Origin of the sequence: Thermomonas haemolytica, assembly GCF_004346265.1 — a bacterium.
Taxonomy (GTDB): Bacteria; Pseudomonadota; Gammaproteobacteria; order Xanthomonadales; family Xanthomonadaceae; genus Thermomonas; species Thermomonas haemolytica.
Map to the genome: position 1 here is coordinate 63,484 of NZ_SMAP01000001.1, position 21,834 is coordinate 85,317.

The 21,834-nt window shown below is 67.5% G+C and carries 23 protein-coding genes; 16 read left to right on the plus strand and 7 right to left on the minus strand.

The window, feature by feature from the left end; genetic code table 11:
- Positions 1-2 precede the first annotated feature (2 nt).
- Positions 3-911, minus strand: a complete 909-nt coding sequence (locus EDC34_RS00320; protein ID WP_165921004.1) for a TIR domain-containing protein — start codon at positions 909-911, stop codon at positions 3-5.
- Between the two features lie 143 nt (positions 912-1,054).
- Between EDC34_RS00320 and EDC34_RS00325 the strand changes: the two genes are divergently transcribed.
- The 4 genes from EDC34_RS00325 to EDC34_RS00340 all read left to right on the plus strand — a co-directional run bounded on the left by EDC34_RS00325 (position 1,055) and on the right by EDC34_RS00340 (position 5,292).
- The gene (locus EDC34_RS00325; protein WP_114958869.1) at positions 1,055-2,587 is read left to right on the plus strand and encodes an adenylate/guanylate cyclase domain-containing protein; all 1,533 of its coding nucleotides are present in this window, start codon (positions 1,055-1,057) and stop codon (positions 2,585-2,587) included.
- Positions 2,587-3,459, plus strand: a complete 873-nt coding sequence (locus tag EDC34_RS00330) for an E2 domain-containing protein (RefSeq protein ID WP_132982818.1) — start codon at positions 2,587-2,589, stop codon at positions 3,457-3,459. The genes EDC34_RS00325 and EDC34_RS00330 overlap by 1 nt, the downstream gene beginning before the upstream one ends.
- Positions 3,404-3,928 (plus strand): Pycsar system effector family protein, encoded by a 525-nt coding sequence (locus EDC34_RS00335; RefSeq protein WP_140197686.1) that lies wholly within the window; start codon positions 3,404-3,406, stop codon positions 3,926-3,928. The genes EDC34_RS00330 and EDC34_RS00335 overlap by 56 nt, the downstream gene beginning before the upstream one ends.
- Before the next feature lie 101 nt (positions 3,929-4,029).
- Entirely contained in the window at positions 4,030-5,292 is a 1,263-nt protein-coding gene (locus tag EDC34_RS00340) for a DUF4062 domain-containing protein (RefSeq protein WP_114958871.1), read from the plus strand.
- A 217-nt stretch (positions 5,293-5,509) separates the two neighbouring features.
- Here EDC34_RS00340 and EDC34_RS00345 read toward each other — a convergent pair whose 3' ends face one another.
- Complete coding sequence (locus tag EDC34_RS00345; protein ID WP_114958872.1) at positions 5,510-6,595, minus strand: site-specific integrase; 1,086 nt, start codon at positions 6,593-6,595, stop codon at positions 5,510-5,512.
- Between the two features lie 105 nt (positions 6,596-6,700).
- Between EDC34_RS00345 and EDC34_RS00350 the strand changes: the two genes are divergently transcribed.
- Both EDC34_RS00350 and EDC34_RS00355 read left to right on the plus strand, forming a co-directional pair.
- Positions 6,701-7,630: a DNA-binding protein gene (locus tag EDC34_RS00350; protein ID WP_114958873.1), complete on the plus strand. Its 930-nt coding sequence runs from the start codon at positions 6,701-6,703 to the stop codon at positions 7,628-7,630.
- Between the two features lie 244 nt (positions 7,631-7,874).
- Positions 7,875-9,290, plus strand: coding sequence for a cryptochrome/photolyase family protein (locus EDC34_RS00355; protein WP_114958874.1), 1,416 nt, complete (start codon positions 7,875-7,877; stop codon positions 9,288-9,290).
- A gap of 9 nt (positions 9,291-9,299) precedes the next feature.
- Here EDC34_RS00355 and EDC34_RS00360 read toward each other — a convergent pair whose 3' ends face one another.
- Genes EDC34_RS00360 through EDC34_RS00370 form a run of 3 tightly spaced genes read right to left on the minus strand, consistent with a single transcriptional unit; the run spans position 9,300 to position 10,870 of the window.
- Positions 9,300-9,953: an NAD(P)H-binding protein gene (locus EDC34_RS00360; protein ID WP_165921005.1), complete on the minus strand. Its 654-nt coding sequence runs from the start codon at positions 9,951-9,953 to the stop codon at positions 9,300-9,302.
- 21 nt (positions 9,954-9,974) lie between these two features.
- Complete coding sequence (locus EDC34_RS00365) at positions 9,975-10,115, minus strand: DUF2256 domain-containing protein (protein WP_114958876.1); 141 nt, start codon at positions 10,113-10,115, stop codon at positions 9,975-9,977.
- An 11-nt stretch (positions 10,116-10,126) separates the two neighbouring features.
- Complete coding sequence (locus EDC34_RS00370) at positions 10,127-10,870, minus strand: SDR family NAD(P)-dependent oxidoreductase (RefSeq protein WP_114959250.1); 744 nt, start codon at positions 10,868-10,870, stop codon at positions 10,127-10,129.
- A 135-nt stretch (positions 10,871-11,005) separates the two neighbouring features.
- On the opposite strand from EDC34_RS00370, the gene EDC34_RS00375 reads away from it, so the two are divergent.
- From EDC34_RS00375 to folE, 4 genes are all read left to right on the plus strand, one after another.
- Positions 11,006-11,581: a lipocalin family protein gene (locus EDC34_RS00375; protein WP_162797640.1), complete on the plus strand. Its 576-nt coding sequence runs from the start codon at positions 11,006-11,008 to the stop codon at positions 11,579-11,581.
- Positions 11,578-12,336 (plus strand): hypothetical protein, encoded by a 759-nt coding sequence (locus tag EDC34_RS00380; RefSeq protein WP_114958878.1) that lies wholly within the window; start codon positions 11,578-11,580, stop codon positions 12,334-12,336. Before EDC34_RS00375 ends, EDC34_RS00380 begins: the two co-directional genes overlap by 4 nt.
- Positions 12,333-13,862: a cryptochrome/photolyase family protein gene (locus EDC34_RS00385; RefSeq protein WP_114958879.1), complete on the plus strand. Its 1,530-nt coding sequence runs from the start codon at positions 12,333-12,335 to the stop codon at positions 13,860-13,862. The genes EDC34_RS00380 and EDC34_RS00385 overlap by 4 nt, the downstream gene beginning before the upstream one ends.
- Positions 13,863-13,940: 78 nt before the next feature.
- Positions 13,941-14,666 carry a GTP cyclohydrolase I gene (gene folE, locus EDC34_RS00390; protein WP_114958880.1) on the plus strand — a complete coding sequence of 242 codons (726 nt, stop codon included), beginning with the start codon at positions 13,941-13,943 and terminating at the stop codon, positions 14,664-14,666.
- A 108-nt stretch (positions 14,667-14,774) separates the two neighbouring features.
- On the opposite strand, the gene EDC34_RS00395 is transcribed toward folE, so the two are convergent.
- Together EDC34_RS00395 and EDC34_RS00400 are read right to left on the minus strand one after the other, a co-directional pair.
- A complete protein-coding gene (locus EDC34_RS00395; protein WP_114958881.1) occupies positions 14,775-15,446 on the minus strand; it encodes a ChrR family anti-sigma-E factor in 672 nt (223 codons plus the stop codon).
- Entirely contained in the window at positions 15,443-16,021 is a 579-nt protein-coding gene (locus EDC34_RS00400; RefSeq protein ID WP_114958882.1) for a sigma-70 family RNA polymerase sigma factor, read from the minus strand. Before EDC34_RS00400 ends, EDC34_RS00395 begins: the two co-directional genes overlap by 4 nt.
- A gap of 212 nt (positions 16,022-16,233) precedes the next feature.
- On the opposite strand from EDC34_RS00400, the gene EDC34_RS00405 reads away from it, so the two are divergent.
- From EDC34_RS00405 to EDC34_RS00430, 6 genes are read left to right on the plus strand one after another with little or no spacing between them, the layout of a single operon-like run.
- Positions 16,234-17,199, plus strand: a complete 966-nt coding sequence (locus tag EDC34_RS00405) for an acyl-CoA desaturase (RefSeq protein WP_114958883.1) — start codon at positions 16,234-16,236, stop codon at positions 17,197-17,199.
- 1 nt (position 17,200) lies between these two features.
- The gene (locus EDC34_RS00410) at positions 17,201-18,469 is read left to right on the plus strand and encodes an NAD(P)/FAD-dependent oxidoreductase (RefSeq protein WP_114958884.1); all 1,269 of its coding nucleotides are present in this window, start codon (positions 17,201-17,203) and stop codon (positions 18,467-18,469) included.
- Positions 18,376-19,242, plus strand: a complete 867-nt coding sequence (locus EDC34_RS00415; protein ID WP_425477430.1) for a DUF1365 domain-containing protein — start codon at positions 18,376-18,378, stop codon at positions 19,240-19,242. The genes EDC34_RS00410 and EDC34_RS00415 overlap by 94 nt, the downstream gene beginning before the upstream one ends.
- Positions 19,239-20,495 carry an SAM-dependent methyltransferase gene (locus EDC34_RS00420; RefSeq protein ID WP_114958886.1) on the plus strand — a complete coding sequence of 419 codons (1,257 nt, stop codon included), beginning with the start codon at positions 19,239-19,241 and terminating at the stop codon, positions 20,493-20,495. The genes EDC34_RS00415 and EDC34_RS00420 overlap by 4 nt, the downstream gene beginning before the upstream one ends.
- Positions 20,492-21,034 carry a DUF2878 domain-containing protein gene (locus EDC34_RS00425; RefSeq protein ID WP_114958887.1) on the plus strand — a complete coding sequence of 181 codons (543 nt, stop codon included), beginning with the start codon at positions 20,492-20,494 and terminating at the stop codon, positions 21,032-21,034. The genes EDC34_RS00420 and EDC34_RS00425 overlap by 4 nt, the downstream gene beginning before the upstream one ends.
- Positions 21,025-21,819, plus strand: a complete 795-nt coding sequence (locus tag EDC34_RS00430; protein ID WP_425477424.1) for a DUF1295 domain-containing protein — start codon at positions 21,025-21,027, stop codon at positions 21,817-21,819. Before EDC34_RS00425 ends, EDC34_RS00430 begins: the two co-directional genes overlap by 10 nt.
- Positions 21,820-21,834 lie beyond the last annotated feature (15 nt).

Genomic DNA, 21,834 nt, shown 5'->3' on the forward strand with positions numbered 1-21,834 from the left:
AGTCAGTTCCTCGGACCCGCTTCAAGAATTCTGGCCCGGATTTGCTCGCAGGCCGGCGCCAGGAAGGCCCGAGCATCGGCACCCTTTACATAGCGGTAAGGCACCGTAGTCAGGCCTGCGAGGTCGCTAGGCAGCTTCAACTTTTCCTCGCGTGGTTCCATCAGGAACGCTCGCCTGCGTCCCAAGAACCCGATGAACATGCCGAGCTCAAAGACGACGTTGTCGCGCATTGCAGGCCATTCGTCGCCTCGGCTGATCACCATGTCGTCTGCGTGTGCGACAGCAATGGCAAAATCGGCTTGTTCCAGCTGCTGTTCGAGCTCGTCGAGCGTGTAATTCGACGCGCGGAATACACCATGGTCCCAGACCACGGTCAGGAACGGGTCGTGCTCGAAGTGCTGTACTAGCAAACGTGTTACGGGCAAGGCCTCGACCGAGGACATCACGAACACACGGACCTTCTCCCGGGCCTGGGCTATGGTGGAGTTACGCTCCATCAAACGGCGGGACAGCGTGGCGGCCACACGACGCCAAATGATGGGGTAGGCATCGGCCGTGGCGATGAAGTCGCTCTCAGAGATCTTCAGCAGGACGCAGGGTTCGCGGGCAGTAATTGTGGCCGAGCGCAGCTGAGCTGGCTCGATGGCGGCCATTTCGCCTACATGATCCCCAGCCCGTCGGGTGTTGACCACCTTGCCGTTGACGATGACGTCAACCGAGCCGGCCACGATAAAGAACACGTCCGTTTCCGGACCGCATTGGGTAATGAAGGACTCGCCTGCCGCCACTTCCAGTAGCTCACCCGCCTCGGCAAGGCGTGCGGGAACCTCGCTCAGTCCGGCTACAAGGCGAAATTCGGATAACGCATTGACCAGCCTCTTGCCGCCGTCGGCGGCAAATCTCTCGACCATCCCTGTCCCCACGGCCCCCCCTTGAAAGTGTGAATTGGCCCCCAATATACGCCGAAAGTGCCCCGGCTCAGCCGGCCTGCACATGGGCAAGGGGCGCTGCGACCCGCTCTGGCCCAACACCAAGCGGCTGCACGGAGAGCGTTATGGGGCATAGCTGGAACGAAGAGCGCGCCAAAAAGCGCATCGCAACGCGTTATGAAGAGGTGCGAGAAGTCGAGATTCGCGACTACAAGCGCGACACCTCGCTGGAGAGCATCCCCGTCAGTCGCGCCTATCGCGTCAATGGCGCGCATGTTTACATCGACATCGTCAATCTGCGGGACATCTTGGGTTGCACCGACGTTGAGGGCGAGACGTGCCACAAGCGCACGTTGCGCTTCCTCAATCAGCACTACCGCGCGGTGCACCGGATCTTGCAGGAGAGTGATGCCATCCGCGTGGATTTTCATAACCAGCGGCTGCATGCCGTAGTGACCAAACCGTACGGTGACGCCGATGAGCGCGAGCGCGCCGCCCGCGCGGTGGCCATCGCCAAACTCACCATTGACGTGCTGGCACAGACCGGCGATACCGACGAACACATTCCCAATGCGAAGGTGCGGGTGGGCATCGACAGCGGGCTGGCGTTGGCGGTAAACAATGGTCGCCGTGCGAGTCGAGAGCCTCTGTTTTTGGGCGCGCCCGCCAATCACGCGGCGAAATGTGCCGGCTATGGCGTCGCTGAAGGTATTTATCTCACCCACCGGGCGCGGGCGATTATGGGCTTTCCGGCCCTGACCGGCGAGCAAGACCGTTCGACTCCGCTTACTGAGGATCAGATCGCCACTTGCGTGGAAGAGGCCAACTTGGGTGTTTCCTCGGAACGCATCATCAAGTTGTGGAAGGAAGAGCAGGACGAGTCGCCGATTGGCGAGTTCTCCTTCAGCCGTCCCACGCCCCCACTGTCCGATTTGGACTTCGACTTGCTGAGTGCGGCCAAGTCCAAGCGCTTCGAGGGCGTTTCGCTCTACGCCGATATCGACGCGTTTACCGACTTCGTCGACACTCACCTGGACGATAATCCGGAAAATCTGGTCCGTACGCTCCATGTGCTGCGCTCGGAGCTGGATGCGGTCGTGCACAAGGACTTCGCGGGGCGGCGCGTGCGCTTCATTGGCGACTGCCTGCACGGCGCGCTGCTGGAAGGCACGGCCCATACCACCGATGAGGAAGCGACCGTCAGCACGGCTGTCCAGTGCGCCGGCGCACTGCGTAGCAGCTTTACCACCGCCATCGAGCACTTGAATGCCGAAGGTGCCGATACCGACGATCTGGGGCTGGCCATCGGGTTTGAACTGGGCTGGCTTGCACTTTCGCGCCTAGGCATGAAAGGGAGCCTGCTGCGGTGCGCCACCGGGCGTGGGGTGTTGGCGTCGGAGGACGAGCAGCGACGCTGCGATGGCACCGAAACGGCCATTGGCGCCGCCGCCTATGCGGCCGGTACCGAGGCCGTGCGCAAGGTGTTCGGCAAACACCGCAAGGCCGCGAACTTGGACTACGCTGCCGCCGTTGATGAGTTGGCCGCGTCCGGCGACAAGGTCGCCAAGGCTGTCCAGGCTGAGCACTACGCGACAGCTGCGCCGGCCATTGTTCCCGAGCTCGCCCAACCGTTTCGTCCCCACAGCAGTCGCATTTGATGGTCGATGCCCGCGGCTTGCTGCAAAGCGTGGCGCCTGATTACGGCGCCACGCTTCATGCCGTCCCCGAGGGTGCTCAGGCCGTCATTACGGTTGTCCGCCCCGGGGGCGCGAACCACACTTTCCACCTTGCCCTGAGCTTCGACGCAGACCAGGTATCGGTGCGCGAACTTCCAGGACACACCGTGCTCCCGGCGTTCTGCCCGGATCGGCATATCAACGGGGACGGCAGCTTCTGTCTGGGATGGGGCCGGGACAATCCCCGCACCATTACCGACGAAACCACTGCACGACGCTGGTGGGCAGCGGTCTATCAGTTCCTCACACGCCAGGCCGGGGCCAGTGCCCGCGGCGTGTTTCCCGGCACAGAACACGGGCGGGCGCACGGCGATGCGGCTGTCCGCCAGGCAAAAGCCGAGCAGGCCGCCGCGCGGTTGAGCACAGCCTTTGCCGAATGCGTCGCGGCTGGGAAGTTTGTCGTTCGCCAGGATCCGCGACCCGGGCAACATCGCTTAGAGCTTTGCTGTGGGACCGAACGGATTGCGCGGGTATCCACACGTTCGAAGGCCCTCGTGGGTGGCCGCACGATTTGCCCTTGCGGGGCAACGCCGGAGCGGGATATCTCTGATTGCGATGATCATGCCCAGGCGTTGGCGACTTTCATACTGGAGCATCACGCCTGTAAAGTCGCCGACAAGAAGTATCTCGACGCCTGCGCCGCCGCGGGACATGTCTGCTGCGACACCCTGCAAGCGTGCGGACTTCGACAGGCGATCAAACGAAAGCAGGCCGCAGCCATAGCCAAAGGAAAGCCTCATGGCCGACGCTCCAAATACTGGATGCCTCCTGCCAAGTCAAAGCGACCGCGTTAGCGCGGCGTGGCAACAGCTGAACTTGGTACTTGGCTTCTTTCCGCGCGTGGATACGAAGCTCTCGGTGGTGCTCGGTATCAATCTAGGCATCTTGGCAATGCTGGCCACACGCATCCCAAGTGTGGAGGGGATTACGCCTTTGATTGCGGTGCTGGGCGTTGCCTTCTTTGTGCCCCTGACGACAAGTTTCTGGCACGTTTGGTGGGGCTACTTTCCCGACCTTCGCGGTGGGACGGAGTCACTTATCTTCTTTCATCCGATCTCGCAGATGACTGAGAGCGAATTTCGACTGGCCTGCGCCAGGCGCGGACTCGTTGAGCTTGAAGGCGACATCCTCAACCAGTGCTGGCGCAATTCAAAAATCCTCACCTGCAAGTTCAGTTCGCTGCGCAAGGCTTACCTGGGCACCCTAATTGCCATAGCTCCGTGGATGGCGCTCATCACGGTACTGCCCGCGACAGCCAAGTAGCCAACATCCCGACGTGGAGAGGATGCCGAAATAATCGCGCATCCCTGCTGCCGATCGGAAGTCGCGAGATCTGATCCACATGCAGGAAGAGGCTGCCTGAAATGCGTCGACCAACGTTCTTCATCTCATCCACAATCTACGACTTTCGTGATCTTCGATCTGCCCTAAAGTTCTACCTAGAGGATCAGGGATGCAAGGTCCTCGCATCCGAATGCAACGACTTTGAGAAGCCACTGGACAAGCATTCCTACGATGCGTGTCTGGAAGCATTGCGTTCGGCTGACTACTTTATATTGATGATCGGCGCGAGGGTTGGGGGATGGTACGACCAAGCTAACCAGATCTCCATCACGCAGCGGGAGTACCGTGAGGCGTACCAGATGCATCTGGCGGGCAAGCTCAAGGTTCTAAACTTTGTTCGGTCTGAGGTCTGGCAGGCTAGGGAGGACCGTCGTGAACTCGCCAAGTATCTGGAGAGTACGGATCTTGATCATTCGGCCAAGAAAGCCATTGCGAACTACAGTGGAAAGTCTGCCGCCAATGCCGAATTCCTAAGCAAATTCATTGAAGAGGTGAGTCGGACCGAGGAAACCAAGCGAGCAGTTCGCGGCGATGGTGTCGCTCCATCAGGCAACTGGATCCATGTATTTCAAGGATTCCGTGACATCGTTGATGTTCTGAACGGACATATATTTGCCTCGATTCCGGTAGAGGACATGACCATGCGACGCTTGCTTAGGGGGGAGCTACGGGAGTTCTTGCGCCAATGTCTCGTCAAGAACAAGAAGGATATCTATTCACCAAGGCTTTCAGTCGAGCTCTTTCATAAGGAGCATTCGCTGACCATGGCCACGAAAGGGGGCCAATTCACGAGCGTTGGTGTACGCAGGTGGGACATCCTCTCAACGTTTGGCATACATTTGCTAGATAGAAAGCTTCACCCAGTCGTTCTCCCGCAAGTTTTGTCGCGCCCTACATTTCTTGAGTTTGATATGGGGTCGAACTCTTATGTCGAGACACCGGCGCATAGCGCATTGATCAGACTCCAGGAGGAGATCCGGAGGTTCAATCGGTCAAGCACAACGGAGAACCTTGCCGTCATATTCGAGCACGGACCGAGAAATCGCCCTCCTGGTGCGGAGAGTGTCCATATCGAAACCGTGAAGCTCGCGGCCTTGCTTCACCTGTTTGATAGATGGTCGAATATCATCGATCTTTCCGTGGCAATCCTAAGGCATCTCGAGGGCGAGACCTTTGTGCTGCCCTCACTCAGACCGGACTCTCCTGTCCAGGGAATGCAGGAGGAGCTGGACGCAGAGAGACCCAATGAGAGCGACATCGACGCATACATGGCGAAGACGTGATCGATGTGTCGGTATGAGGGCGAGATAGGTGCGCGAATCTAAGGGGTTTGACGGTAGGAATCCCGTGTAAACCAATGGTGCGAAGAACTGAAGCTTCCGCGCCCTCGTCTTGGCCTTGAGTTTCTTTTCAGGCCTTCGTGCTTCGGTGGCGTCGCAGGCGACCCGCCATGCGACCAGATGATTGACGCCGCGGCATCTGACAAAGTTTGAACCGATGTCAGTCCTCAAGGAGCCGAGCAGCTGGGTTCGCTGTTGCTCCTCCAGTCTGGAAGTAGCCGATAACACTGGACACCGACCGGTGCTCGGTCAGTTGCATGATCGCCGGCAGCGCCACACCCTGGCGGCTCGCCTCGGTCACGAACCCCGACCGCAGGCTGTGCCCGCCGAAATCCCCCTCCAATCCAGCGAGGCGCGCCCGCCTCTGCACGATCTCGCCCACTGCAGCGGGGGACAGGGCAGGGCCCACCCGATGCTTCCACAGCCGCCGGAAGATGGCCCCCTCGGTGAGCCCCGAGGCTTCGAGCCAGTCCTTCAGCGCCAGGGCCGCCCGATCCAGCACCGGCTTGTCGGGGGTGGAAGACGCGGTGACACCGGCCTGTTGGGTCTTGCTGTGCTCCAGACGGTAGATGTAGCCGGTGCCGCCGATCCGGCGCAGGTCGCGCAGATCGGCCGCGGCGATCTCGCTGCGCCGACGCCCGCCGCTGGCGAACCCGAAACAGAGCAGGGCACGGTCGCGCAGGCCTTCCAGGCTGTCATCGCAGGTGGCCAGCATTGCTTCCAGCTCGGCCAGGGTGATCGCAGTCTTCTTGCGCGGTCGCTCGCCGCGCTTGACCGAGGCGCGGGCGGCACGGCTGAGCACGTTGCGGATCGCCGGCTGCTCGCACGGGTTGGGCTGCTGCTTGAGTCGGTGGGCGGTGGACAGCACCGCGACCCGGTGCCGGACGGTCGCTAGGGTCCACGGACCGGGCTTGGCCTTCAATCCGGCATCGACCAGCGCCGCATCGACCGCCTGTGGCAGCTCCCACGTCAGCTCGCCATCGGAATTGCGGCGGACCACGTGGTCGACCACGAACTGCAGCACCGCTGCCTCGGGCACCGGCATGGTCAGCTCGATGCCGTAGCGCGCCGCATACCAGCCGGCCCAGTAGCGCAACGCAGTCGCATAGCTGCGGGTGGTGTTGGCGGCAGCCGCTTCAGCCAGCAGTTCACGCACCGCATCGGCGGCCTGCTGGGCCAGCTGGGCGGGCAGGACAACGCCGGCACCGGGTTGCGCGAGGGCGGGAAGCGCTGGATAATATTTCATAGTATGTAATGTACGCTACGATACTGACAGTTTACCCTCGATAATCATCACTTATCGCTAGTACGAAACCAGCAGAGTAGGGCAGCCGCGTGGGAGGCACAAGCCATGGCCAGAGGCATTACTGAAGCGCAAGTCCATGCAGCCGCGGACGCGATCGTCATCGCAGGTGAGAGACCGACCGTCGAGCGCATCCGCGCACATCTAGGCACCGGCTCCCCAAACACAGTCACCAAGCTTTTAGATAACTGGTGGACAGGACTAGGCAAGCGGCTGGCGGCGTTAGCACCGACTGTGGCCATCCCCGATGCACCCGCTGCGGTGCAGCGTCTAGCAGGGGAGCTGTGGACGCAGGCCGTGGCCACGGCTCGCGAGCAGGCACGCCTTGCCCTTGCCCTCGAACACGAAGCGCTAGAACGTGCTCGCGCGGTCCTAGCCGCGGAACAAAGTCAAGGTTCTGAACTGATCGCTGAGGCCGCCCAGGCTCGCGCTGCCTCCGATCAGGCTCGGTCACTGGCCGAGGCTCGATTGGCCGAAGCTCAGCGCAGGGCCGACCAGCTGGAGACCCAACTTGCCGACGTCACAGGCCAACGCACCGCCCTGGAAGAACGTCTCGGTCGTATTGAGCAAGAACGTTCCCGACTCGACTATCAGCTGCAGGCCGAAAGGACGTCTGCAAGTCAGGAGCGCGAGGCGCAGATTGCTCACTCTCGCGCAGTCGAGGATCGAGCTCACGCAGAAGTGGATCGCTCGCGCCAGGAGGTGCATGAGTTGCGCGCACAGCTGCGCGATATCAAACGCGACCGAAACTTAGAGCGCGAGAGTTTAGAAAAGGCCTTGAAGCAGGCGAAAGCCGACCTGTCGACTGCTCAGCGAGATCTGGCAAGACAAACAGGCCGGGCTGAAGCACTGGAAGCGCAACTCGCTCAGAGGACAGCTCGGCCCATGCGAAAAGTTATCGGCAACGCTACTCCTGTTAAAGCTGAGAAGCAGTTACGCCGGGCAAAGCGCACTATCTGCGACGGCGCTGATGCATGATTTTCCGACGTGCGCAGGGTTGCAGCATGCTTTACTGAACTGGCGCAGCATAAAAAATGCGGATGCGCAGCAGGGAAGACTTCGGCAGACAAGACGCATGGCGGCGGGATCATTCTTTCCTACAATATTTCGCATAATACATATTATGTAAATACCGATACCGGACGACCGCCGCCGCATCGGAATGCCCCGGGTTCGCGTATAAGCCGGCACTTCCCTTATCGACCCCCGACCCGGTGCCTTGATGTCCACCGCCCTGGTGCTGTTCCGGCGCGACCTGCGCCTGGCCGACAATCCCGCCCTGCATGCCGCCTGCGCCGCGCACGCGCGCGTGCTGCCGGTGTACGTGCATGCGCCGGACGAGGATGCCCCGTGGGCGCCCGGCGCGGCCAGCCGCTGGTGGCTGCACCACGCCCTCGAGGCGCTGGACCGCCAGCTGGCGGAACACGGCGGCCGTCTGCACATCGTCCACGGTCCAACCCTGCAAGCCGTGCGCGCACTGATCGCCGCCACCGGCGCCAGCGCGGTGTACTGGAACCGCCGCTACGAACCGGCGGCGATCGCCCATGATTCCGCCCTGAAAGCGGCCCTGCGCGAGGACGGCGTGGCCGTGCACAGCCATCCCGGCCCGCTCTGGCACGAGCCCTGGACGCTGGCCACCGACGGCGGCCAGCCGTACCGCGTGTTCACCCCGTTCTGGCGCAAGCTGCGCGCGCAGCTGCCTGCGCCGACGCCGCTGCCGGTCGCGCGGGCGCGGCAGTGGCTGCAGGCGGACGGCGGCCTGCCGGTGGCCGCGCTGGGGCTGCTGCCGGCGATCCGCTGGGATGCCGGCCTTGCGGCGCAGTGGACGCCGGGCGAAGCCGGGGCGCAGGAACTGCTGGAAATCTTCGCGGACGCCGTGAATGATTATGCGAAGTCGCGCGACCTGCCGGCCCGCCATGGCACCTCGCGCCTGTCGCCGCACCTGCATTTCGGTGAAATCACGCCGGTGCAGATCCATGCCCTGCTGCAGCAGCGCGCGCAGCAGGCCGGGGGCCGCCAGCGTCCGGACCTGGAGCCCTACCTGCGCGAACTGGGCTGGCGCGAATTCGCCCACCACCTGCTGTACCACTTCCCGGACACGCCGCAGGCGAACTTCAACCCGCGCTTCGATGCATTCCCGTGGGCGAAGGACAACCCCGCCCTGCTGGAGCGCTGGCAACGCGGCCGCACCGGCATCCCGCTGGTGGATGCCGGCATGCGCGAACTCTGGCACACCGGCTGGATGCACAACCGGGTGCGGATGGTGGTGGCCAGCTTCCTCACCAAGAACTTGCGCCAGCACTGGCAGCACGGCGCACGCTGGTTCTGGGACACCCTGGTGGACGCCGACCTGGCCAACAACACCCTGGGCTGGCAATGGGTGGCCGGCTGCGGGGCCGATGCTGCGCCTTATTTCCGCGTGTTCAACCCCTACCTGCAGTCGGCCAAGTTCGACCCCGACGCCGCCTACCTCAAGCGCTGGCTGCCGGAGCTGGCGGCGTTGCCGGCCAAGACCCTGCACGAGGCATGGAAACACCAGTCCGCGCTGGCCGCCTGCGGCTATCCCGCCCCGGTGGTGGACATGGCGGCCTCGCGCGAGGCCGCGCTGGCGGCCTGGGACGCCTTGCCGGCCGTTTGACGTCGGCTTTCAACCGATGTCCGCGTTCTCGATCACAGGTGGACGCAGGCTGCTGGAGCGCACCAGGCGCAGCATGCACGCGCCAATCGCGGTCGTGGTAGTGAAGACCGACGGCGCCAGCCGCGCGGCCAGCCCCAGCAGCGGATCGCCGATGCGGTAGGCCAGGCCGCGCAGGCGATGCGGCGAACGCACGCCGTCCACCGGGCGCACGATGCCTGGGCGCAAACAGGTGTATTCCAGCCCGCAGCGCGCCAGCACGGCCTCGGCCTGCCCCTTCACCCGCAGCGGCATCAGCCGGCTGCCGGGATCGGCGCCCATGCCGGAGACATAGACCACATAGCCCTGCGGGTTCGCCCGGGCGTAGGCCTGCGCCACCCGCTCCAAAGTGGCGACCGTGGCCTCGCGGTAGGCCGCCTCGGTCATGCCCAGCGGCAGCGGGCCGGCGCAGTACAGGCAGGCCTCCAGGCCGTGCAGGTCGAGCCCGGCCAGCGCGGCGGTGGAGAACTCCGCGATCTGCTGCATGCGCAGCTTGGGATGCGTGATCGCTAGCGGGCGCCGCACCAGCGCCGCCACCCGTTCGATATCGGGCGCTTCCAGCAGCACCCCCAGGACGCCCCGCCCCACCAGCCCGGTCGCGCCCACCAGCAGCACCTGCTTGCCCATCGTCCGCTCCTTACTCATGCCTCAATCGCGTCCCCGGCAGCGTTTGGAACAGTAGCGCACGGACTCCCAGTCGCGCGCCCATTTGCGCCGCCACGCGAACGGCCGCCCGCAGGTCGCACAGACCTTCTGCGGCAGTTCGTGCTTGCGGCGCATGCGCGGCATCGGCGCGCCCTTTACTTGCCCGCGACCGCGCCGCGGCCACCGTCCACGCCCAGCACCTGGCCGGTGATCCAGTCGGCCTGCGCGGAGAGCAGGAACGCCGCCAGCGCTGCCGCATCGTCCGCCTGCCCGATCCGCCCCAGCGGATGGCTGGCCGCCACCGCCTCGCGCAGGCGCGCGTTTCCGACGATGCCCTGCGCCAGCGGCGTGTCCAGCAGCGAGGGTGCGATCGCGTTCACCCGGATCGCCGGTGCCAGTTCCGCCGCCAGCGCGCGCACCAGCCCCTCCACCGCCGCCTTGGCCATCGCGATGGAAGCGTGCAGCGCGAACCCGCGGCCGGCAGCCACCGAGGAGAACAGCACCACCGAAGCGCGCCCGCCGGGCGCCGCGCGCAGGGCCGGCAAGGCCGCCTGCACCGCCAGCGCGGCCGCCGCCGCGTTGAGCTGAAAGTCGCGCTGGAAATCCGCCATTGTCAGGCGCGCGAACGGCTTGAGGTTGATGCTGCCCACCGCATACGCCAGCCCGGACAGCGGCGTGCCGGCCGCATCCGCCACCTGCGCGAAGGCGCCTTCCGCGGTGACATCCACTGCGCTGAAGCCAGCCCCCAGCGCCGTAGCCAGCGCCTGCAACCGCGGCGCGTCGCGCGCCACCAGATGCAGCGGATGCCCCGCCGCAGCCAGCCGCCGCGCCAGGCACTGCCCTACGCCGCCGGTGGCGCCGTACACCAGGATCTTCCCGTTCGTGCCCGCTGCGTCCATCGCGTTCTCGCCGCCCCGTCATCTGCAGATGACTGCAGTACGCGCGGTGCGGCGCGGCGGATGCGGCGCGGCTGCATCCACCCCCGCGCCGGCTGCGTAACCGAAGGCATCCTCCGCACCTTCACGGCCACGCCCATGCGCCTGCTCGCCGCTTCGCTGCTCCCGCTCCTGCTGGCCATCGCGGCCACCGGCTGCGCCCGCGCTGCCGCCCCGATCAAGCCGGTGGACCACGTCGACCTGCCGCGCTACATGGGGCGCTGGTACGTGGTCGGCATCATCCCGACCCGGCTCGAGCGCGGCCACCACAACCCGGTGGAAACCTACCGCCTCGACCGCGACGGCAACGTCTGCACCTGGTATCGCTACCGACCGGACCGCTTCGACGCGCCGGTGAAGCTGCTGCACTCCACCGGGCTGGTGGTGCCCGGCACCGGCAATGCCGAGTGGAAGGTACGCTTCTTCGGCCTGTTCAAGGCGCAGTACAAGGTGGGCTGGCTGGCGCCGGATTACAGCCAGGTGCTGATCGTGCGCGATGCCCGCGATTACCTGTGGTACATGGCGCGCACGCCGCAGGTCAGCGAAGCCGACTGGCAGGCGATGCAGGAGCGTGCCCGCGCGATGGGCTACGACCCGGCGCTGATCCAGCGCGTGCCGCAGCGCTGGCCGGAAACGGATGCCGGCCGCGACACCTTCCACGGGGACTGCAAATGAGGGCCCTGGTCCTCGTGCTGGCGCTGGCGATGCCGTTGGTGGGCTGGCTGTCCAACAGCGGGCTCTTGGGCCCGACCAATGGCGAGATCTCAGGCCGCTACCCCACCCTGATCGTCGCCGCCGGCTATGCGTTCTCGATCTGGGGCCCGATCTTCCTGCTCGACGTGGTGTTCGGCATCGCCCAAGCCCGCGTGCGCGATGCGGATGCACGCCTGCGCCGGATCCGCGCGCTGACGGCGGGCGGGTTCGCGCTGACCTCGCTGTGGATGGTGGTGTTCACCCTGCAGTGGTTCTGGCTGGCGCTGGCGATCATCTGGGCCAGCCTGGCCTGCATGCTGGGCGCAGCCTGGCTGGCCTCGCACACCCGCACGCATCCGCGCGGGCCGTGGTGGCAGCACCTGCCGCTGTCGCTGCATGCCGGCTGGGTGTCGCTGGCGGTGTTCCTGAACGTGGCGCAGGTGGTGGTGGCCTTCCGGCTGCTGCCGGTGGACGCCATGCTGCCGTGGACCCTGGTGCTGTTCGCGCTGGCCGGCGTGCTGCTGCTGGTCGTGGTGGTGCGCCTGCGCGGCAACCTCTGGTACACGCTGGCGGCGGTCTGGGGCCTGCTTGGCGTGTATGCCAAACAGCACGCGTCCGCCCTTCCGGGCGCGGCCACTGCCGCCGACGTGGCACTGGCGCTGGCGGTGCTGCTGGCGGTCGCCGCGCTGGCTGCGGGCTACCTGGGCTGGCGGGACATGCGCGCCAACGCCGGATGACCTGCCTGCGCCTGCTGCTGGGGGATCAGCTGAATCCCCACCACCCGTGGTTCGATGCGGTGTCGGCGCAGGTCGTGTACGTGCTGATGGAGGTGCGGCAGGAGACCGATTACGTCCTGCACCACGCGCAGAAGATCCTCGCCATCTTCGCCGCCATGCGCCGTTTCGCCGACCGCCTGCGCGCGGCCGGCCACCGGGTGGAATACCTGCGGATCGACGATCCTTCCAACCTGCCGTCGCTGACCGCCAATCTGGACCGGCTGATCGCCCTGCACGGCGCCACCGCGTTCGAATACCAGGCCCCGGACGAATGGCGGTTGGACGTGCAACTGCGCGAATACGTTGCGCAGCTGCCGATCTCGGCGCGCGGCGTGGACAGCCAGCATTTCCTCGCCGAGCGCGACGCCGTGGCGCGCTTCTTCGGCAGCCGCAAGCGCTGGACGATGGAGCTGTTCTACCGCCACATGCGGCAACGCCACGGCGTGCTGCTGGAGCCCGATGGCAGCCCGCTGGGCGGGCGCTGGAACTTCGATGCCGAGAACCGCAAGCCCTGGCACGGCAGCCCGCCGGAACCGCCGGACCTGCGGCCGGTGCACGACCACCGCGCGCTGTGGGCGAGCATCGAGGCCGCGGGTGTGGCCAGCTTCGGCGATCCGTCGGCGGGCGCGTTCCGCTGGCCGATCGACCGCGAGGAGGCGCTGGCCCAGCTCGAGGCCTTCGTCGAACACGCGCTGCCGCATTTCGGTGACTACCAGGACGCCTTGAGCCACCGCGCCCAGCGGTTGTTCCACTCGCTGCTGTCGTTCGCGCTGAACGTGAAGATGCTCTCGCCGGCGGAGGTGATCGCGCGGGTCGAGGCCGAGGGCCGCGCCGGGCGCGCACCGCTGGCGGCGGTGGAGGGCTACATCCGCCAGATCCTGGGCTGGCGCGAATACGTGCGCGGCGTGTACTGGGCGCGCATGCCCGGCTACGCCGCCAGCAACGCGTTCGGGCATACGCGTCCGCTGCCGCGCTGGTTCTGGGACGGCGACACCCGCATGGCCTGCGTGCGCAGCGCCATCACTCAATCGCTGGCGCACGCGCACGCCCACCACATCCAGCGGCTGATGGTGATCGGCAATTTCGCGCTGCTGGCCGGGCTCGACCCGCAGGCGCTGCACCGTTGGTACCTCGGCATCTACATCGATGCGTTCGAATGGGTGGAGCTGCCGAACACGCTGGGCATGAGCCAGTTCGCGGACGGTGGCCTGCTGGCGACCAAGCCCTACGTGTCGGCCGCGGCCTACCTGCACCGGATGGGCGACCACTGCCGGCACTGCCATTACCGCCGCGACCTCGCCACCGGCGCGCGCGGCTGCCCGTTCAATGCCCTGTACTGGGACTTCCTCGACCGCAACCACCCGCGCCTGGCGGGCAACCCGCGGTTGGCCATGCCCTACCGGCAGCTGGCACGGATGCCGGCCGAGCGCCGCCAGGCGCTCGCCGCGCGGGCCGGCGAGTTGCTGGACCAGCTCGATGAGATATGAGCCCGGCGCGCATCCAAGCCCCCGCCTGCGGCGTAAGCACGTCCGTCTGCCCTCCCCCCTTCCCCAGCGAGCCCGGCCATGTCGCACCCCCTGCGCGAACCCGTTCCCCTCCAGTGCCTGTCCACCATGTCCGCATCGCAGCGCGTGCGCGAGCGCCTGCGCGCGGCCGGGGTGCGCTTTCACGCCAACGACAACATCGCCGACTACCTGCAGCCGGGAGAGTTGGAGGAAATCGAGCGCGAGGTCGCCGCGCGCGCGCAGGAAATGCTGCGCGCGCTGGTGATCGACGTGGAGCACGACCACAACACCCACGACACCGGCCGCCGGCTGGCCAAGATGTTCGTGCGCGAGCTGTTTTCCGGCCGCTACCAGCACGCCCCGGCGGTAACCGAGTTCCCCAATGCCGAGCGCCTGAACGAGCTGATGATCGTCGGCCCCTTGCGCGTGCGCAGCGCCTGTTCGCACCACCTGTGCCCGATCATGGGCCGGGTCTGGGTGGGCGTGCTGCCGAACGCCGATTCCAACCTGATCGGCCTGTCCAAGTACGCGCGCCTGATCGACTGGATCATGAGCCGCCCGCAGATCCAGGAGGAGGCGGTCAGCCAGATCGCCGACCTGCTGGAACGCCGGCTCAAGCCGGACGGCATCGCGGTGGTGATGGAGGCCGACCACTACTGCATGCACTGGCGCGGGGTGAAGGACGATGAGTCCAAGATGATCAACAGCGTGATGCGCGGCCGCTTCCTGAGCGATCCGTCGCTGCGCAAGGAGTTCCTGTCGCTGCGCCGCGGCGGTGGCGACTGACCCGTGGTCGCAGCACGGCCAACGAAAAGGCCCGCCTGTGTGCGGGCCTTTCGCATTCCCGGGGCAACCCGGGCCGCGCCGAGGCGGAGCGCGGCGCGCGCCGGCGGCTTACAGCCCCACCATCGGCTGCAGCTTGCGCGCCAGCCAACCGCGGAACTCCAGCGGGCCGTCGAGTGCGGCCACGCAGATGCAGGGTACGCCCGGCGAGGTCACCGGCTGGTGCTCCACGTCGCTGTCGAGGTCGGCCATGTCGCCGGGGCCGAAATGGCCCAGCTCGTCGTCGTAGGCGCCCTTCAGGATCTGGGTCAGCTCGCTGCCGCGGTGGCTGTGCACCGGCATGCTCTTGCCCGGTGCGATCTTGAGCAGGATCAGGGTGTCGCCGCTGGCCTTGGGCGCGCGGATCATGTGCACGCCCGGCGCCACCCAGCGCCAGCGCAACGCCTTCCAGCTCTTGCCGAAGTACGGCTGCAGCGGGCGCGGCAGGGCGTCCACCGGCGGCCGCGCCGGGGCCGTATCCGCCGCCGGCAGGGCCGGGGGCAGCGGCTGCTGCAGGCGCGAGAGCATGTCCGCGCGCAGGCGCTCGCCGCGGGCGGGGTCTTCCGCGCCCGGCTGCTGCTGCGCCAGCAGGCTGCCGCCCACGCGCTCGGCATCCGCCAGCTGGCGGCGGCAGTAGGCGCAGCCTTCCAGGTGGGTGTCGGCGACCGCCGCCATCTCCGGCGACAGCGCGCCGGCGGCATGGCTGACCAGGGTGGCCGGGTCGAGGTGGTGGCGCGGGATCATACGGACTCCTGCACGCTGGCCTGCAGGCGCTGGAAGGCCCGCCGGATCGAGGATTTCACGGTGCCCAGCGGCATCCCGAGCTCGTCGGAGATCTGCTGGTGGGATTTGGCTTCGAAGTACGACATGCGGATCAGGCGGGCCTGGATCGCCGACAGGCGGTCGATCCGTTCGTTGAGGTCGGCGTGCGCGGCAAAGCTCTCGGCCGAGGAGAAGGCGGGGTCTTCGGTTTCCTCCTCGCAGTCCAGTGCCGGCTCGATGTCCACCGCGATCCAGTGGTTCTCGCGGCGCAGGCGGTCGATGTGGAGGTTGCGTGCGATCCGGAACAGCCAGGTGGACAGCGTGCTGCGGCCGGCATCGTAGGTGTCGGCGCGCTGCCACAGCCGCAGCAGGGCCTCCTGCGCCAGTTCCTCGGCCACCGCCTCCGGCGCCCCCAGCCCGCGCAGGTACAGCCGCACGCGCGGGGCGAAGTGGTCGTAGATGCGCATGAAGCAGGCCTGGTCGCGGCGCAGCGCCACCGCCTGCATCTGACCGATCCAATAACCCGGTTCGCCGGGGCTTGCGTCGGCTATCGACATGGCTCTGGCCGCCTCGAAGGGCGACAGGTCTCCATGGTGGGTGTTGGATCGCATGGTACGGGAGGCGACGCGGCTGGGGAATCTGGCCTGCATTACGCGCCCACGGGCTAATTGGATGCAGCGCGGAGGCAGCGCACCCCGGGATTGCCGGCGGCGGCATGCCCCCTGCATCCAATCGGCGGCGCGAGGCGTACAGCGGGCATTCCCCAAGGATGCCCGCGATGCCCCAGGACCTGGCGACCGCCGCCCCGCCCTCCTCGCCGCCCCGGCTGGGGCACCGCCTGCGCCAATGGTTCGACAGCAGCGCGGTGGCGCCGGCGCAAGGGGCGGATGCCGACCGCATCGACTGGCTGCGGGTGCTGCCGTTCGTGCTGCTGCACCTGGGCTGCCTGGGCGTGCTGTGGGTGGGGGTCTCCCCGGTGGCGCTGGCGGTGGCGGTGGCGCTGTATGCGCTGCGCATGTTCGCGATCACCGCGTTCTACCACCGCTATTTCTCGCACCGGGCCTTTCGCACCTCGCGCGCGATGCAGCTGGCGTTCGCGCTGATCGGCGCCTCCAGCGTGCAGCGTGGCCCGTTGTGGTGGGCGGCCCACCACCGCCACCACCACCGCCACTCGGATACCGCGCAGGACCCGCACTCGCCGCTGCACGGGTTCTGGCGCAGCCACATGGGCTGGTTCCTGACCCGCGGCGCGTTCGCCACCGACCTCAGCCGGGTCCCCGACCTCGCCCGCTACCCGGAACTGCGCTGGCTGGACCGCTTTGATGTGGCGGTGCCGCTGGCGCTGGCGGCCGGGTTGTTCGGGCTGGGCGCGCTGCTGCAGGCCCTGTGGCCGGAGCTGGGCACCAGCGGGATGCAGCTGCTGGCGTGGGGGTTCTTCGTGTCCACCGTGGTGCTGTTCCACGCCACGGTCACCATCAACTCGCTGGCGCACCGCTTCGGCAGCCGCCGCTTCCCCACCCGCGACGACAGCCGCAACAACCTGTGGCTGGCCCTGCTCACCTTCGGCGAGGGCTGGCACAACAACCACCATTTCTATTCCAGCAGCGCCCGCCAGGGGTTCCGCTGGTGGGAGATCGACCTGACCTGGTACGGGCTGCGCCTGCTGGCCGTGCTGGGGCTGGTGCGCGATCTCAAGCCGGTGCCCGCCTGGGTGCTGGACAAGGCGGAGCGCTGACATGCGGATCGCCATCGTCGGGTCCGGCATCTCCGGGCTGGCCAGCGCCTGGCTGCTGTCGCAGGCGCACGAGGTGGTGCTGTTCGAGGCCGAGGATTACCTCGGCGGCCATACCCATACCCATGCGGTCGAACAGGCCGGGCGCCGTTACGCGGTGGACACCGGCTTCATCGTCCACAACCCGGTGCACTACCCGCTGCTGACGCGGCTGTTCGACGACCTCGGGGTAGCCACCCAGCCCACCACCATGAGCTTCTCGGTGCACGATGCGCGCACCGGGCTGGAATACAACGCCACCTCCCTCGACGGCCTGTTCTGCCAGCGCCGCAACCTGTTCTCGCCGCGCTTCCTGGGCATGGTGCGCGACCTGCTGCGGTTCTACCGGCAGGCCCCGCAGCTGCTGCAGGGCGACGGGCCGGGGCCGACCCTGGGCGACTGGCTGGAGGCCAACGGCTACGGCGAGGCCTTCCGCGACCTGCATTTGGTGCCGATGGCCTCGGCGCTGTGGTCCTCGCCGCCGCAGCAGATCCTGCAGTTCCCGGCGCGCTACCTGGTGCAGTTCATGGCCAACCACCAGATGCTGCAGGTCAGCGGCCGCCCCGAGTGGCGGGTGGTGCGCGGCGGCTCGTCCACCTATGTTGCCGCGTTGCGCGCGCGCTGGCAGGTGCACGAGCGCCTGCGCTGCCCGGTGCGGGCGATCCGGCGCAACGGCCACGGCGTGCTGGTGGACAGCCGGATCGCCAACGGCGAGCGCTTCGACCACGTGGTGCTGGCCTGCCACAGCGACCAGTCCCTGGCGCTACTGGCGGATGCCAGCGCGGACGAGCGCGACATCCTCGGCGCCATCCCCTACCAACGCAACGAAGTGGTGCTGCACACCGATGCGCGCCTGCTGCCGGTCAACCGCAAGGCCTGGGCGGCGTGGAACGCATACGTGCCGGCCGCGCCTGATGCGCCGTGCACGGTCAGCTATTGCATGAACCTGCTGCAGGGCCTGCAGTCGCCCGAGCCCTTCGTGGTGACGCTCAACCGCAGCGAGGCGATCGACCCGGCCAAGGTGCTGCGCAAGATCACCTATCACCACCCCGTGTACACCCCGCTGTCGGTGGCGGCGCAGCGCCGGCGGGCGCAGATCCAGGGCGTCAACCGCACCTGGTTCGCCGGCGCCTATTGGGGCTGGGGCTTCCACGAGGACGGCATGCGCAGCGCGGTGGAAGTGGCCCACGGGCTGGGCGCGGGCTGGCCCGATGCGCGCAGGGGCGCGGCGTGAGCGCGCCGCTGCACAGCGCGGTGTACGAAGGCCGGGTCCGGCACCGCCGGCATGCGCCGCATCCGCATGCGTTCGCCTACCGCATGGCGCAGCTGTACCTGGACCTGGACGAGATCGACCGTGTCTTCCGCGGCCGCTGGCTGTGGTCGGCCGGACGCCGCAACCTCGCCGAGTTCCGCCGCGCCGATTTCCTCGGCCCGAGCGACCGCCCGTTGAAGGAAGCAGTGAAGGACCGGGTGGAGGCCGCCACCGGCGAGCGCCCGGCCGGCCCGGTGCGGCTGCTCACGCACCTGCGCTACGCCGGGCTGGTGTTCAACCCGGTCAGCTTCTATTACTGCTTCGCGGCCGACGGCGCGACCCTGCACAGCATCGTCGCCGAGATCACCAACACGCCCTGGCTGGAGCGCCATGCCTACGTGCTGCCGGTGGCGCAGGCCCGCGCGCAGGGCCGCATCCTGCGCTGGGAGTTTGCCAAGACCTTCCACGTCTCCCCCTTCATCGGCATGCAGCGCCGCTACGACTGGCGCCTGAGCGTCCCCGGCGACGACCTGCAGGTGCACATGGACGTGCTGGATGCCGACGGCCGCGAGTTCGACGCCCACCTTTCGCTGCAACGCCTGCCGCTGGGCGCCGCCTCGCTGGCGCGGGTGCTGTGGCGCTATCCGCTGATGACCGCGCAGGTGGTCGCCGCGATCTACTGGCAGGCGCTGCGGCTGCGCCTGAAGCACACCCCCTTCCACGACCACCCCCGCCTGTCCGGAGGCCGCCCATGAGCGCGATCGTCGAACGCGACGCCACGTCCCCCCGCTTCAGCGCCTTCGAGCGCTTCCTGCGCGACCGCCTGCTGCAGCGCCTGGCCGGCTTCGGCCACGGCCGGCTGGAAGTGCGCGATGCGCTCGGCACGCTTGCGTTCGGGCGTGCCGGCGACGGCCCCGAGGTCACACTGGAGGTGCTGGACCCGGGGTTCTACCGCATGCTTGCCACCCACGGCAGCGTGGGGGCCGGCGAGGCCTACATGGATGGCCTGTGGCGCTGCAGCGACCTGGTTGGGCTGGTGCGCCTGCTGGTGCGCAACCGCGACCTGCTGGACGGCATGGAAACCGGCAGCGCGCGCCTGGGCGGGCTGGCGATGAAGGCACTGCACCTGCTCCGCCGCAATACCCGCGACGGCAGCCGGCGCAACATCGCCGCCCACTACGACCTCGGCAACGACTTCTTCCGGCTGTTTTTGTCCTCCGACCTGATGTACTCCTCGGCCTACTGGGCCGGCGCGGACGATACCCTGGAGACGGCCTCCACCCGCAAGCTGGACCTGATCTGCCGCAAGCTGGCCCTCGGCCCTGACGACCACGTGCTGGAGATCGGCACCGGCTGGGGCGGCTTTGCCCTGCACGCCGCCCACCACTACGGCTGCCGGGTCACCACTACCACCATCTCGCGCGAGCAGTACGAACTGGCTGCCCAGCGCGTGCGCGAGGCCGGGCTGGAGGACCGCATCACCCTGCTGCAGTCGGACTACCGCGATCTCACCGGCCAGTACGACAAGCTGGTGTCGATCGAGATGATCGAGGCGATCGGCGCCGAATACCAGCCGGCCTACTTCGGCCAGATCGGGCGCCTGCTCAAGCCCGAGGGACTGGCGCTGGTGCAGGCCATCACCATCGAGGACCACCGCTACCAGCAAGCGCTGCAGTCGGTGGACTTCATCAAGCGCTTCATCTTCCCCGGCTGCTTCATCCCGTCCGTTAGCGCGATGCTTCAGGCCAAGACCCGCAGCAGCGACCTCGCGCTGGTGGGGCTGGAGGATTTCGGGCTGTCGTATGCGCGCACCCTCAAGGCCTGGCGCGAGCGCTTCCTGGCGCACCTGGCGGAGGTGCGGGCGCAGGGCTTCGATGAGCGTTTCATCCGCATGTGGGAGTTCTACCTCGCGTACTGCGAGGGCGGCTTCCGCGAGCGTTCGATCGGCGTTTCGCACCTGCTGCTGGCGAGGCCCGGCTGGCGTCCGCCGGGCGCGGAGGCGGCATGAGCTTCTGGCTGACCCTGCTGGCCTACCAGGCCACCTGGTTCGTGGCGGTGATCGGCGCCGGCCACGGCCTGTGGTGGCCGGGCGTGGCCGCGGCGGCGCTGTTCGCGGCGTGGCGGCTGGCCATGTCGCCGCAGCGCGCGCTGGAGCTGCGGCTGGTGCTGGCCGCGCTGGCGCTGGGGCTGGTGCTGGAAACCCTGTGGGTGCGCAGCGGGCTGCTGGAATACCACGCCGGCTGGCCGTGGCTGGATGCACCGGGCTGGATCCTGGCGCTGTGGCTGGCGTTCGCGCTGACCGTGCTGCCGCTGCTCGGCTACCTGCAGCGGCATCTCGGTCTGGCCGCGCTGCTGGGCGCCATCGGCGGCCCGCTGGCGTATTGGGGCGCGGCGCGCGGCTGGGGCGTGGCGCGCTTCCCCGATCCGGCCTGGCATGGCCTGTTGGCACTGGGCGCCGGCTGGGCGCTGGCGATGCCGCTGCTGGCCTGGCTGGCGCGCCGCGGGTTGCAGGCACGCAACACGATGGGAGGTGTGGCATGCACGTGATGCCGTGGGCCATCGGCCAGGGCGGCCAGTTGCTGGCGCTGTGGCTGTTCATGGTGGTGGTGATGACGCTGGGCTGGGCCTGGCAGCAGCGCCACGCTAATGCCGGGATCGTGGACGTGCTGTGGGCGTTCGGGCTGGCCTGCGCGGCGGTGTGGATGGCCGTGGCCGGCAGCGGCGCGCCGACGGCGCGGCTGTTGGTGGGCGTGCTGGGCGCGGCTTGGGGCCTGCGCCTGGCGCTGCACCTGTGGGTGCGCGTGCGCGGCGAGGCCGAGGACGGCCGCTACCGCGCGCTGCGCGAGCACTGGCAGGGCCGGCAGTGGAAGTTCTTCGCCTTCTTCCAGTTCCAGGCGCTGCTGGTGGTGCTGTTCGCGCTGCCGTGGCTGGCGGTGGCCGGGCACCCTGCCCCCGCGGCCTGGCAGCTGGGGCTGGCGCTGGCCGTCTGGATCGTGGCGGTGGCCGGCGAAGCGCTGGCCGATGCGCAGCTGGCGCGCTTCCGCAATGATCCGGGCAATCGCGGCAAGACCTGCCGCAGCGGCCTGTGGCGCTATTCGCGGCATCCCAACTACTTCTTCGAATGGCTGCACTGGTGCAGCTACGCGATCGCCGCGATCGGCGCGCCGCTGGCCTGGCTGGGGCTGCTCGGGCCGGTGGTGATGTACCTGTTCCTGCGCTTCATCAGCGGCATTCCCTTTACCGAACAGCAAGCGTTGCGCAGCCGCGGCGAGGACTACCGCGACTACCAGCGGCGCACGCCGATGCTGTTTCCCTGGTTTCCCAAAAACTAAAACCGTTCCGGAGCC